The following is a 12271-nucleotide window of genomic DNA, read 5'->3' on the forward strand; positions in this document are numbered from 1 at the left end:
TGAAAATCCTACCGTTCGGTCGCGTCGGGCCCGGCGGCGGTCGTCATCGCTGTGAGCGATCCCGCTGCGAGTGTGAGGAGGAGGGGCGTTCCCTCAGGGGCGTCAGCAGCGTCGCGCAGGACGGCACCGTCGGGCAGCTGTGCGATGCCGTAGCCGCGCTCCAGGGTCGCCTGGGGGGAGAGCGCCCGCAGTTGTGAACGCAACTCCCCAACGCTCGCGCGGGAGCGCTCGATGCGCAGCTCGAGAAGCTCATGCGCACGGCCCGTCCAGCGGGAGAGCTCGTCCGCGCGGGTGTCGACGATCCAGTCGGGGGAGGCGAGAACGGGGCGGGAACGGAACTGGCCCAGCCGGTCGGCCTCGGTTGCGATGAGGGAGGTGAGCCGCATGCCGAGGCGCGCACGGGCCTGCTGTACGCGGGCGAGTTCCTCCGCGACGTCCGGCACCACCCGCTTCGCGGCATCCGTCGGCGTCGACGCGCGCAGGTCGGCGACCTCGTCGAGTAACGGGCGGTCGTTCTCGTGACCAATCGCACTCACCAGAGGCGTTGTCGCCGCCGCCGCGGTGCGCACCAGCTGTTCGTCGCTGAAGACGAGCAGGTTCTGGAAGTCGCCGCCGCCACGCGCCACGATGATGACCTCGACCTCGGGGTCGGCGTCGAGGCGACGGATGGCCGCGACGACCTCCGAGACGGCGCGATCGCCCTGCACGGCGGCGTGGGCGATGCGGAACTCGACGGCCGGCCAGCGCAACTGCGCGTTCCGCAGCACATCCTTCTCGGCATCCGAGTCCTTGCCCGTTATGAGCCCGACCGTGCCAGGCAGGAAGGGGAGGGGTTTCTTGCGGGCCGCGTCAAAGAGCCCCTCGGCACGCAGTGACTGCCGCAGGCGCTCGAGGCGCTCAAGCAGGTCTCCCAGGCCCACGTGGCGCATGTCGAGCACCTGCATCGTGAGCGTGCCGCCCTTGACCCAGTAGTTGGGTTTGACGAGCGCGACCACCCGGGCCCCCTGGCCGAGGTCCTGCGGGATCTTCGCCCGCACGGAAGACCAGACCGCGAAGCTCACCGTCGCGTCGGCCTCGAGATCCTTCAGCTTGCCGTACACATTGCCGCCGGAGACGCCCCACTGCGTGATCTCGCCCTCGACCCAGACGGCGCCGAGACGCTCGATCCACCCTCGGATCTTGCTCGAGAGCACGCTGACGGGCCACGGGGTGTCGACGGTGGGAAGGGCATCCGCGGTCGTCATGCTCTCAGGCTACGGGACGCGACTGACGTCGGAGCCCTCTGCCCCCAGCCTTCGGGCAGGCAGCCCGCCGTAGACTGGCATGGTGAGCACGATCAGCAATGGAAGCCTGGCGAGTCTCGCGACCCCCGTCGTGCCCGAGCGTCGGGAGCGGCTTCGCGACGAACCCGTGGCGGGGGAGAAGCGCGTCGTCCTCGCCGCGCCCCGGGGATACTGCGCGGGTGTCGACCGTGCCGTCGTCGCGGTCGAGAAGGCACTCGAGCACTACGGCGAGCCCGTGTATGTGCGCAAGCAGATCGTCCACAACATCCACGTCGTCTCGACCCTTGAGAAGAAGGGCGCGATCTTCGTCGACGAGGTCGACCAGGTGCCCGAGGGTTCGCACCTTGTGTTCAGCGCTCATGGCGTCTCGCCCGCCGTCGTCAAGGGTGCCGCCGACAGGGCACTCCACTCGATCGACGCGACCTGCCCCCTCGTGACAAAGGTGCACCGCGAGGCAACGCGCTTCTCGCGCGATGACTTCCACATCCTTCTGATCGGTCACGCGGGCCACGAGGAGGTCGAGGGCACCATGGGGCACGCTCCTGAGCGCACGACCCTTGTCAACAGCCCCGACGAGGCCGCAACGGTCGAGGTGCCCGATACCGACAAGCTGGTCTGGCTCTCGCAGACCACCCTGAGCGTCGACGAGACGATGGAGACGGTGCGCCGTCTCCGCGAGCGCTTTCCCCACCTGCAAGATCCACCGAGCGATGACATCTGCTACGCGACGCAGAACCGCCAGGTCGCCGTACGCAAGGTCGCGGAGGACGCCGAGCTCGTCATCGTTGTCGGCTCTGCCAACAGCTCCAACAGCGTGCGCCTCGTCGAGGTCGCGCTCGAGTACGGCGCCAAAGCCGCCTACCGGGTCGACTACGCAAGCGAGATCAAGCAGGAGTGGCTCGACGGTGTCGCGACGGTCGGCGTGACCTCCGGAGCATCCGTGCCGGAGGTGCTCGTGCAGCAGGTGCTCGACGACCTCGCCGACGCGGGCTACCGCGATGTGCAGCAGGTTGTCACGGCCGAGGAGGACCTCATGTTCTCGCTGCCCAAGGAGCTTCGCCGCGACGCCACAGGTCAGCAGGATGCGCGTGCTCTCGGTGGCCGTCGGAAGCTGGACTGGCAGCTTCAGTGAGCGACGAGCGGGGGCGGCCCCGACCTGCCTACGGGGAGTATGCGACCCCGGAGGAGGTCGCACGGGCGCGCGGCATGACCCTCGACGAGTATGAGCGCCACCTCGCATCGATCGCCCCGACCCGCGACGAGGAAGCGACGCCGGATGCTGCATCCGCTCGCCCTTCAGAGCCCTCACGCTCCTCGGCCCCCGTCGCCCCGCCCCGCTCCGCGCTCGCGAACTCGAACGCGCGGATCGGCGACTGCATTGTCACGATCGCGCTGCTCGCCTTCGGGCTCCTCAGCGTGGTCACCACCATCCCGGCGCTGCTCGACCTTGGGGAGGGGTTGTCTGCGGCCTTCGCGGCGCAGGGCCTGGGGGCGTACACGTCGTTCGAGGCTGCGCGCGCGATGGGGGTTGTCGCCATCGTCGTGCAGCTGCTGCTCTGGCTATTGACGCTGGCTCTCTCGATCGGAGCCGTGCGGCGGGGCCGGTTGTCGTGGTGGATTCCGCTCCTCGGGGGCGTGCTGGCCGTGCTGATCGTGAGCGCACTGGGCCTTGCGGCAATCTTCATCGATCCCGCGTTCATGCGGTATGTCGATGAGGTCGCCGTCACCGTCTGATCCTCGGCGATTCTGTGCTCTCTTCCGCGTTGCCCCGAAGTGCACAGACCGTTCCGCCCCGCGTTTAGGGACATTGTTTCCGCCGATATACCCGCTTAGCCTCGCAATATGCCCCCCAGAGTGCCCCCGCGCTCGATCGCCGCGGGGTTCCGACTGCAGGCCGTGACGCGAGCCGGCTGGGTGCTCGCGGCGCTCGTGCTGCTCGAACACGCCATCGTCACGATCGAATACTTCCTTCGGGTCGACCGACCGCAGCAGATGGTGCTGCCGGTGCTCACGATCGTGTGCGTCGCGACCGCCCTCGCAATTCTTGCCCTCTCGCCGCACTGGTCGACGGGCATCCTCTATCTCGGGGTGGGCGTCGCCGCGATCTGCGTCTACATCGCTCTCATGGTCGAGGCAAAAGTCGTGCCCGAGCAGATAATCCTCGTCGGCACGGTCGGCACAGCGGTGGGCCTCGTCGGGGCGATGTCGGGGGGCGCACTCGGAGGTGCGATCTGGACCTTCTGCGCGGCCCTCCTGGCCCAAGCGGCCGTCATGGGCACCCAGCTGGTGCTGGGAGTGCCCGTCACTCCCGACTCCTACGCCCTCATCATCGCCTCCGTCTACCTGGTGACCTATCTCGCGATGTGGCGAAACGACCGGATGGGCAGCCGCATCGTCAACACAGAGCCCATCGTCGCCGAGGTTGAGCGCGAAGAGCACGAGCGGCACCGTGAGCGCCAAGCCGCCGTCGTCGTGCACGAGACCGTCCTTCGCGATCTGGCGCTCATCGCACACGGCCCCCTGCAGCTCACGGACTTCGACCGTGTGCGCCTACGACGAGACCTTGACGAGATCAGGGCATGGCGCACGGAGCCCGCGAACGTCGCCTCGCCCACCCCTCGCGACGACTTCTACGACATCATTCGTGAGTTCCAGTGGCGCGGGCTTTCCGTCGACGTCGGCGGTAGCAGTTATGCCCTCGAACAGCTGGGCGAAGCCGATCGCGAAGCCCTTCTCGGGGCGGTGCGTGCGGCTCTTGATAACGTGCTCGAGCACTCGGGGGAGACGAGGGCCGAAGTATTCATTGACCAGGGCTTGGATCGACTCACCGTCATGATCGTCGACGAGGGGAGAGGCTTCCATCTCGACGAGGTCGCCGAAGACCGTTTGGGCCTGAGGATGGCGATCATGCGCCGCATCGAGGACCACGGCGGTTCCGCCACCGTGTGGGCGTCGCCGGGAGCGGGTACCTCCGTCGTGATATCTCTCCCCGTCGATGACGGGGCGGGGGTCTACGCATGACCCCGCTGCGCATCGTGGCGACCTCACCCCAGCGCGCCGACCCCCTGACCTGGATCGTCGCATTCAATCTGCCCTTCATCATGGCCATATCGACGGGTGTCGGCGGGATCATCATCGCGGTCGTCATGTCCCTTCGTGGGGTCTCGCCGGTCGCCGTCGTGCTCGCGACCGTGCTCTCGGTGCTCGGCTGCCTTATCGTGCTGAGGGCCGCCCGCCCGCACCGGCCCAACGTGCGTGCTAGCCAGAGCATCCTGCCCGTCCTGCTGGGCGTCGCGAGTCTCATCGTCTCGGCCGTCGGCCACCGCGGCAGCGACGTGCCCGTGCAGGAGTGGACGGGCACGCTCGGTCTCTGCACCGTCATCATCGCCCTCGTGCCCTACACCTCGGCCGCCGTCTTGGCCGCCTGGGGACTGGTCGCTGGGGTCGTCGCGGGGCTCGCGGTGCAATGGGCGTTCCCGATGCCGGATGCTGGCACCTGGAGCCTCATCCTTGGGGGAGCCGCCCTGCCCCTGCACACGGGCGTCGTCGGCGCCGTCTTCTCGGGAATGGTGGTCGCGTCTGTCGTCCGGTGGCAGGCCCTGCCCTACGACCGTGAGGAGGCCGATCACCACCCCGCCGCCTTCACGAGTCAACTACGCGAACACGGCACGCCCGTCGCTATCAGCGACGACGTCATCGCCCTGCTTGAGAAGGTTGCCGATGGTGGCCGAGTCTCCGCGAAACAGCGCACGGATGCTGCCCTGCTCGCCGCGGACATTCGCGCCGATCTGGTGAGCGTGATGAACCGCAGCTGGTTGGAGACGATCCCGCAGCATCACCGCCTCGTCGTGGAGGACCCCCACCAGGCCGCCAACCGCATGACGCGGGAGCAGCGCGGTGCGATCCACGCCCTCATCGCGGCGGCCCTCGACTCGCCCTTCCTCGGCGATGAGCCGCTGCGCATCGAGCTGCGCACACTCGACGACGGCACGACCGCCGTCGCCATGAGCATGAACATCGACCTGCCGGAGGGCAAGCGAGTCATGATGCTGGCGCCCTACTTCGTCACCCTCAAGGCATCCGTCGACGACATCGAGTGGGCGGGCGGCGAGCAGCTGCGCATGCGCTTCAAGCTGCCCGCCCCCGAGAAGCCGGAACTCTAGAGGAGGTCTGGGCCGCTGAGCCCTCGTCTCAGGAGACGGACTTGCCCGCAGAACCCAGCTGTGTCGCGGCCTCAATGACACGCGCCGCCATTGCCGACTCGGCCTTCTTGCCCCAGGAGCGCGGGTCGTAGACCTTCTTGTTGCCGACCTCGCCGTCAACCTTGAGCACGCCGTCGTAGTTCCGGAACATCGTGTCCGCGATCGAACGGGTGAAGGCGTACTGCGTGTCGGTGTCGATGTTCATCTTGATGACACCGTTGCGCACTGCCTCCGCGATCTCGGCGTCGCTCGAGCCGGAGCCACCGTGGAAGACGAGGTCGAGGGGGAGGGCATCCGTGCCGTACTTGGCGGCAAGGCCTTCTTGGATCTCCTTGAGCAACTCGGGGCGAAGCTTGACGTTGCCCGGCTTATAGACGCCGTGCACGTTGCCGAAAGTCAGGGCGGCCATGTAGCGGCCCTGCTCACCGAGCCCGAGCGCCTCGACGGTCGCAATGGCGTCGTCGAGCGTCGTGTAGAGGTGCTCGTTGATGTCGTGGCTCACGCCGTCTTCCTCGCCACCGACAACGCCGATCTCGACCTCGAGGATCGAGTTGATGTTCTTCATGCGCGGCAGGAGTTCCTTCGCAATCGCGAGGTTCTCGTCGAGCAGCACGGCGGATCCGTCCCACATGTGCGACTGGAAGATCGGTTCGCCGCCGTTCTTGACCGCTTCCTCGCTCGCCTCAATGAGGGGCATGACGAAACCGTCGAGCGCGTCCTTGGGGCAGTGGTCGGTGTGCAGAGCGACGTTGATGGGGTAGTTCTTGGCGGCTTCCCGCGCGAATGCGGCGAAGGCGAGAGCACCGGATGCGCGCGCCTTGACACTCTGGCCGGCCCAGTAGTCGGCGCCGCCCGTGGAGACCTGGATGATGCCGTCGGAGCCGGCCTCCGTGAGGCCCTGCAGCACCGCGTTGACCGTCTGCGACGACGAGACGTTGATGGCGGGGTAGGCGAAACCACCCTTCTTTGCCTTGTCGAGCATCTCGGCGTACTGGTCGGGGGTGGCGATGGGCATAGTGGCTCCTTCACGGCAAACGGATGTTCCGGCCTCGCGCCTTCGAAAGCGCCGCCCTCAGGAGCCCGTGCTCCCTGGACCGGCCGGTCGGGTAAAAGTCTAGTCAGCATCCCCCCGCTGGGGCAGGGTCGCCCGCTGGATAGACTGGCGGGGGCGCGCGAGCCCCGTCTTCTGCAGCACCCGCTTTTCGTAGCATCCGCATTCCGCAGCATCCGTCGAGCGAAGGACCACCGGTGACGACCGACTCTGACAGCATGATCGCCCATCCCGACCGCAACCTCGCCATGGAGCTCGTCCGGGCTACCGAGGCGGCCGCCATCCGTGCCTACCCGTGGATCGGCCGCGGCGACAAGCTCGGCGCCGATGGTGCCGCCGTGGATGCGATGCGCAAGTTCCTCGGCACCGTTGACTTCGACGGTGTTGTCGTGATCGGCGAGGGCGAGAAGGACGAGGCGCCCATGCTCTTCAACGGGGAGCATGTCGGCAATGGGAACGGTCCCGCCTGCGACATCGCCGTCGACCCGATAGACGGCACCTCGCTGACGGCGGCGGGGCGTCAGAACGCGATCTCGATGATCGCGGTCTCCGACCGTGGCACGATGCTCGACGCCTCGTCGGTCTTCTACATGGAGAAGATCGTGACGGGTGCCGAGGGCATCGGCGTCGTCGATATCCGCAAGCCTATGGGCGAGAACGTGCGCGCTCTAGCGAAGGCGCTCGGCAAGGATGTGTCGGAACTGCGCGTCGCCGTGCTCGACCGCCCGCGCCACAGCCGCCTGATTGAAGAGATCCGGGAGGCGGGCGCGGGAACGCGGCTCATGCTCGACGGCGACGTCGCCGGGGGCATCAACGCGGCCCGCTATGAGAGCCGCATCGACATGTGTGTCGGCACGGGCGGGAGCCCCGAGGGGGTCGCGACGGCCGCCGCGATTAAGGCGCTGGGCGGTTTCATCCAGGGGCGCCTCGCGCCGAAGGACGACGAGGAGCGCCAGCGTGGCATCGATGCGGGGCTCAAATTCGACCACGTCTATGAGGCAGACGAACTTGTGCGGGGCGACAACACCTTCTTCGTGGCGACGGGTGTGACCAACGGCGAACTCGTCGCTGGTGTGCAGCGCAAGGGCCCCATCATCCGCACCGAGAGTGTCGTGCTGCGGGCCCGCTCTGGCACCATCCGGCGCGTGGTGGCTGACCATCTCGTCTCGAAGTGGCTCGACGACTGAGTTTCGCGGCGTGAACGGCCTGTTCCGTCTGGGCGTGCAACTGCTGCGGATCAGTCTGGGCGTGCGACTGCTGCGGACTCTTCCCACCGGGGTGGTTGAGGCGGACATCGCGGGCTGAGCCCGGTGCACGTTCCCTGTTCCCGCCGGCTTAGGCGACGGCTTCGTCGTCTTCCTCGATGTCGAGGGTTGCCGCTGCGCCGCTGTCTTTGCTGTCGATTGCCGCGTGGAGCGCGAGGTCGCTCTCGCGCAGGGTGAGTTCGGTGGCGGTGAGCTTCTGAGGCGTGGAGGTGATGGCCTGCGGTTCGGCGACGAGGTCGAGCTTGGTTTCGTCGATGCCGGGGAACTGGCGCGCCGTGACGAGCACGCGGCTTTCGAGGGAGCTCGCGAACTTGTTGTAGCTGTCGACGGTGCGTTCGATGGCTTTGCGCATGGTGTCGGCGTGACCGGCGAGGGTGCCTAGCCGCTGGTAGAGCTGGTTGCCGAGGTCGAAGAGTTTCTTGGCCTCATCCGAGACGGCCTGCTGCTGCCATGTGAATGCGACGGTCTTGAGTACGGCCCAGAGGTTGACGGGGGAGGCGAGGGCGACGCGCTTGCCGAAGGCGTATTCGAGCAGGGCGGGGTCGGCTTCGAGCGCGGAGGAGAGCAGCGATTCGCTGGGGATGAAGGCGATCACGAACTCCGGGCTCGCGTCGAGGCCCTCCCAGTAGGTCTTCTTGGCAAGTGCGTCGATGTGCGAGCGCACGGCCTTGACGTGCCGCTCGATGAGCTGGGTGCGGCGGGCGGCCTCTTCGCCGACGGCGGAAAGGGGGATTTGGCTGGCCTCGATGTAGTGCTCGAGCGGCACCTTGGAGTCGAGGGCGATCGACTTGTTGCCGGGAAGGCGCACGACCATGTCGGGGCGACCGGCACCAGCATCCGTTGCGATGCTGTGCTGCGTGTAGAAGTCGACGTACTGCGTGAGCCCCGCCGATTCGACGATGCGCTTGAGCTGCGTCTCGCCCCACACGCCGCGCGTGCTGTTGGAGCGGAGTGCTGAGGCGAGCTGCTCGGTCGTGACGCGCAACTGCTCGTCGGAGAGCTGCGCCTGCTTGAGCTGCTCCGCGATCGAGCCGTACTGCGTGCTGCGCTCCCGCTCGAGCTCCGTCACCTTCGCCTGCATCGTGCGCAAGCTCTCCTGCACGGGCGTGAGGGCCTGCAGCACCTTGCTCTCGGCACGCTCCCGCTCGGCTTGCGCTTGCGCCTCGCTCCGCTGCCGCTCGAGCAGCTCTCGATGCTGCGACTGCAGGGTCGCCACCTGCTCACTGTGCTGGGATTGCATGCTCGCGATCTGCTCCCGCAGCGCATCCGCCGTCGCCTGCACGCTCGCCAGCTGTGACGACAGTTGGGCCTGCACTGCCTGCTCCTGTGCGCGCAGCTCGCCGAGCGCCAGCTGGTGGCGTGCCTCGACGACGGCGGGGTCCTCGCCCGCCTGAGCCGCCGACGCGCGCCCTCGCATGGCGAAGACGGCGACCCCGACGCCGAGCGCGAGGCCGATGACGAGACCGATGAGCAGCGCGATGAGGTCCATGTCGCAAGTGTTTCAGGAGCCTCCGACATTGCCGGTTTCTGCGGGGGAAAGTCGTGTCACCATGGACGCATGAGCATCTTCTCGGATGATGTCGTCGCGTCGATCACGGGATACATGAACGGCAACCAGCCCGACACGACGCTGCTCATCGCGCGCGTGCACGGCAACGCCCCGAAGGCGGAGTCGGCGTTCATGCGAGGCTTCGACGAGCACCGCGCCGTCTTCACCGTGACGACGCCCGACGGTGTCGACGATGTGGAGGTGCCCTGGGGTCACACGCTCACCTCACGCGACGAGGTGCGCACCGAACTGTTTCGTCTCTTCGAGTCCGCCGTGATCGGCGACGGCACCTGAGCGCTTCTGGCTGACCGAGCAGTCCGCCAGTCGGGCAGCCTGTCGGTCGTCAGCCGAGCACCATGGGGGCGTGGTCGTCCACCACGACTCCGATGCTCTTGACCCGCGTGCCCGCGATCGTCGCGAGATGCGCGATATCGGATGCCTCGTGCCGCTTCGCTGCGTGGATCATGATGGCCGCGCACGCCTCAGCATCCGCGAGTGCGTCGTGGTGGCGGAAGTCCTCGAAGCCCGCCGCCATCGCTGCGACGGGCAGCCGGTAGGAGTCGAGGTTGTAGGTCTTGCGCGCGACCTGCAGGCTGCACAGGTAATCGAAGGTCGGGACATCCACGAAGGTTGCGGCGCAGGCTGCCTTGATGACCCCCATATCAAAGCCGGCGTTGTGAGCGACGAGGTGGTCACCCTCGGCGAAGGCCACAAGGTCGGGCAGTTGCTCGACCCAGCCGCGGGCATCCGCGCAGTCTTCGGCGACGATGCCGTGGATGCGCGTGTTCCACTCGAGGAACGCGTCGTAGCCGAGCGGCGGCTTGATGTACCACGAGGCCGTGTCGACGACCGCGCCGTCGCGCACCTTCACCAGGCCGACCGAGCAGGCGGAGGCGCTGGACGAGTTGGCGGTCTCGAAGTCGATCGCGGTGAAGTTCAGTGGCACTCTTCGATGCTCTCACGGGCCTCCGACGCTCGCGTTCAGCCATGCCGCGCGCTAGGGTGACGAGCAAACGTCAGGGAGGACCGGATGCGCCGACTCATCGCCTGCGCGGGGCTCGCGCTCGCGGCATCCGCCCTGCTCGTCGGCTGCTCGGGTGGTTCGGGTGTCGCTGTGCTTGACACGGAGCAGACCGAGCAGGACGTACGCGTCGTGACGATCAAGGACAGTGTCGACCCGGAGTCGACCCGTCTGCTGGCCGAGCATGAAGGCATCCGCTTCTACCTCGGCAAGATCGCCGAGGGAGCCGTGCCCCCGCGCAGCCTCTGTCTCACCGCCGTGCCGCTCGACGACCCCTCCCAGGGATTGACGGCGTGCGGGGGCCACGGCGGCAGTGGCTTCGGAGGCGGAACCTCCGAGTACGACATGGAGTTCGTGCCGGACGGCGGCCATCCCGAACTTGAGGTGGGCGAGGTGCGCGTGCACGAGAACCTGATCGTGCGGATCAAGGGCTGACCCTCCGCCACGGTAGCCTTGACTCCCGTGGCTCTCACTATCGCGATCGTCGGACTCCCCAATGTGGGCAAGTCGACCCTTTTCAACGCCCTGACCAAGAACACGGTGCTCGCCGCCAACTACCCCTTCGCGACGATCGAGCCCAATGTCGGCATCGTCAACCTGCCGGACTCGCGTCTCGCGGTGCTGGCTGAGATCTTCGGTAGTGAGCGCATCCTGCCCGCCCCCGTGTCGTTCGTCGACATCGCGGGCATTGTCAAGGGGGCGAGCGAGGGTGAGGGTCTCGGCAACAAGTTCCTTGCGAACATCCGTGAGGCGGATGCCATCGCGCAGGTCGTGCGCGGATTCGCCGACCCCGACGTGGTGCATGTCGATGGTGCCGTGAACCCCGCGAGCGACATGGAGACGATCAACACCGAGCTGATCCTGGCCGACCTGCAGACGCTCGAGAAGGCGGTCGAGCGTTACACCAAGGAGGTCAAGCAGAAGCGGACCGAGCCCGCCGTGCTCGACACCGCGAATGCCGCGGTCGCGTGGCTCAACGAGGGCAAGCCCCTCTCGGCCAACGAGAAGCTCGACCTCGAGCCCATCCGCGAACTCGGGCTCCTGACATCCAAGCCCTTCATCTATGTCTTCAACGTCGACGAGGACGTGCTCGGCGACAAGGCAAAGCTCGATGAGCTCGCCGCACTCGTGGCGCCGGCCAAAGCGGTGTTCCTTGACGCGAAGCTCGAGTCTGAGCTGATCGAGCTCGATGAGGCGGATGCCGCGGAACTCCTTGCCAGCACGGGCCAGGAGGAGTCCGGGCTCGACCAGCTGGCGCGCATCGGCTTCGACACCCTCGGGCTGCAGACCTACCTCACGGCGGGGCCCAAGGAGACGCGCGCCTGGACGATCCCCAAGGGGGCGAAGGCCCCGCAGGCGGCGGGCGTCATCCACACCGACTTCGAGAAGGGCTTCATCAAGGCGGAGGTCATCTCATTCGATGACCTCGTCGAGTGCGGTTCGGTCGCGGAGGCCCGCTCGCGTGGCAAGGCCCGCATGGAGGGCAAGGACTACGTGATGCAGGACGGCGACGTGGTGGAGTTCCGCTTCAACGTGTAGGTCAGCGCGGATAGTCGAATAGTGTCCCGCCAGACAGCACTCGATCGACCGCTTCCTGTGTGAGTCAACATCGACTGGCAATCTCGTGGGGGTTACGCCGTTTGTTGCGCACTCGCGAAGGATCACCTCCACTGATTGCAACAGGCACATCAGTCACGGCAACTGTGATTGCGCGAGGCGGACCGTGTCCCTGACAAGGGGGAGCCTGGGGTGAGTCCAATGTTCTTGTGGCGTCTCGTCGGGCCTGATCGTCCAGTTGGGGCGACCGGCGTTGTTGAGCGGCGAGTGTGGCCTGTGCCACGTTAGCGATTAGCGAGGCGCGGAGGTTGAGCGGATTCGGAGGTCGCCGCATAGCCACTCG

12 protein-coding genes are annotated in these 12271 nt (G+C 67.1%); 8 read left to right on the top strand and 4 right to left on the bottom strand.

All coding sequences use genetic code 11. The features are described 5' to 3' along the window. Window positions 1–8: 8 nt before the first annotated feature. On the bottom strand, window positions 9–1244 hold the full coding sequence (xseA, locus tag OH146_RS11785) for an exodeoxyribonuclease VII large subunit (RefSeq protein ID WP_265161023.1): 1236 nt from the start codon (window positions 1242–1244) through the stop codon (window positions 9–11). An 82-nt stretch (window positions 1245–1326) separates the two neighbouring features. On the opposite strand from xseA, the gene OH146_RS11790 reads away from it, so the two are divergent. The 4 genes from OH146_RS11790 (at window position 1327) to OH146_RS11805 (ending at window position 5446) form a co-directional block, all read left to right on the top strand. Beyond that, a complete protein-coding gene (locus OH146_RS11790; RefSeq protein ID WP_372508501.1) occupies window positions 1327–2415 on the top strand; it encodes a 4-hydroxy-3-methylbut-2-enyl diphosphate reductase in 1089 nt (362 codons plus the stop codon). Then, window positions 2412–3017 (top strand): DUF6264 family protein, encoded by a 606-nt coding sequence (locus OH146_RS11795; RefSeq protein WP_265161025.1) that lies wholly within the window; start codon window positions 2412–2414, stop codon window positions 3015–3017. Before OH146_RS11790 ends, OH146_RS11795 begins: the two co-directional genes overlap by 4 nt. Before the next feature lie 108 nt (window positions 3018–3125). Next, on the top strand, window positions 3126–4304 hold the full coding sequence (locus tag OH146_RS11800; RefSeq protein ID WP_265161028.1) for a sensor histidine kinase: 1179 nt from the start codon (window positions 3126–3128) through the stop codon (window positions 4302–4304). Continuing rightward, window positions 4301–5446 carry a hypothetical protein gene (locus OH146_RS11805; protein ID WP_265161030.1) on the top strand — a complete coding sequence of 382 codons (1146 nt, stop codon included), beginning with the start codon at window positions 4301–4303 and terminating at the stop codon, window positions 5444–5446. The genes OH146_RS11800 and OH146_RS11805 overlap by 4 nt, the downstream gene beginning before the upstream one ends. Before the next feature lie 28 nt (window positions 5447–5474). Here the strand turns inward: OH146_RS11805 and fbaA are convergent, their stop codons facing one another. Beyond that, window positions 5475–6500: a class II fructose-bisphosphate aldolase gene (gene fbaA / locus OH146_RS11810; protein WP_265161032.1), complete on the bottom strand. Its 1026-nt coding sequence runs from the start codon at window positions 6498–6500 to the stop codon at window positions 5475–5477. 254 nt (window positions 6501–6754) lie between these two features. Between fbaA and glpX the strand changes: the two genes are divergently transcribed. Beyond that, complete coding sequence (gene glpX, locus OH146_RS11815) at window positions 6755–7723, top strand: class II fructose-bisphosphatase (RefSeq protein ID WP_265161676.1); 969 nt, start codon at window positions 6755–6757, stop codon at window positions 7721–7723. Between the two features lie 148 nt (window positions 7724–7871). Here the strand turns inward: glpX and OH146_RS11820 are convergent, their stop codons facing one another. Next, window positions 7872–9290 (bottom strand): DNA recombination protein RmuC, encoded by a 1419-nt coding sequence (locus tag OH146_RS11820; RefSeq protein ID WP_265161034.1) that lies wholly within the window; start codon window positions 9288–9290, stop codon window positions 7872–7874. A gap of 69 nt (window positions 9291–9359) precedes the next feature. Here OH146_RS11820 and OH146_RS11825 point away from each other — a divergent pair, with 69 nt between their 5' ends. Next, on the top strand, window positions 9360–9644 hold the full coding sequence (locus tag OH146_RS11825; protein ID WP_265161037.1) for a DUF2470 domain-containing protein: 285 nt from the start codon (window positions 9360–9362) through the stop codon (window positions 9642–9644). 49 nt (window positions 9645–9693) lie between these two features. On the opposite strand, the gene OH146_RS11830 is transcribed toward OH146_RS11825, so the two are convergent. Continuing rightward, window positions 9694–10296 (bottom strand): exonuclease domain-containing protein, encoded by a 603-nt coding sequence (locus OH146_RS11830; RefSeq protein WP_265161039.1) that lies wholly within the window; start codon window positions 10294–10296, stop codon window positions 9694–9696. Window positions 10297–10380: 84 nt separating this feature from the next. On the opposite strand from OH146_RS11830, the gene OH146_RS11835 reads away from it, so the two are divergent. Both OH146_RS11835 and ychF read left to right on the top strand, forming a co-directional pair. Next, the gene (locus OH146_RS11835; RefSeq protein WP_265161041.1) at window positions 10381–10806 is read left to right on the top strand and encodes a hypothetical protein; all 426 of its coding nucleotides are present in this window, start codon (window positions 10381–10383) and stop codon (window positions 10804–10806) included. Between the two features lie 27 nt (window positions 10807–10833). Next, window positions 10834–11910 carry a redox-regulated ATPase YchF gene (ychF, locus tag OH146_RS11840; RefSeq protein WP_265161044.1) on the top strand — a complete coding sequence of 359 codons (1077 nt, stop codon included), beginning with the start codon at window positions 10834–10836 and terminating at the stop codon, window positions 11908–11910. Window positions 11911–12271 lie beyond the last annotated feature (361 nt).

It is taken from the genome of Homoserinimonas sedimenticola (assembly GCF_026094475.1).
GTDB lineage: Bacteria > Actinomycetota > Actinomycetes > Actinomycetales > Microbacteriaceae > Homoserinimonas > Homoserinimonas sedimenticola.

Bases quoted from the DNA above. Each gene is read 5' to 3' on its own strand.
- xseA (WP_265161023.1), bottom strand. From the start codon at position 1,244: ATGACGACCGCGGATGCCCTTCCCACCGTCGACACCCCGTGGCCCGTC.
- OH146_RS11800 (WP_265161028.1), top strand. From the start codon at position 3,126: ATGCCCCCCAGAGTGCCCCCGCGCTCGATCGCCGCGGGGTTCCGACTG.
- OH146_RS11805 (WP_265161030.1), top strand. From the start codon at position 4,301: ATGACCCCGCTGCGCATCGTGGCGACCTCACCCCAGCGCGCCGACCCC.
- fbaA (WP_265161032.1), bottom strand. From the start codon at position 6,500: ATGCCCATCGCCACCCCCGACCAGTACGCCGAGATGCTCGACAAGGCA.
- glpX (WP_265161676.1), top strand. From the start codon at position 6,755: ATGATCGCCCATCCCGACCGCAACCTCGCCATGGAGCTCGTCCGGGCT.
- OH146_RS11820 (WP_265161034.1), bottom strand. From the start codon at position 9,290: ATGGACCTCATCGCGCTGCTCATCGGTCTCGTCATCGGCCTCGCGCTC.
- OH146_RS11825 (WP_265161037.1), top strand. From the start codon at position 9,360: ATGAGCATCTTCTCGGATGATGTCGTCGCGTCGATCACGGGATACATG.
- OH146_RS11835 (WP_265161041.1), top strand. From the start codon at position 10,381: ATGCGCCGACTCATCGCCTGCGCGGGGCTCGCGCTCGCGGCATCCGCC.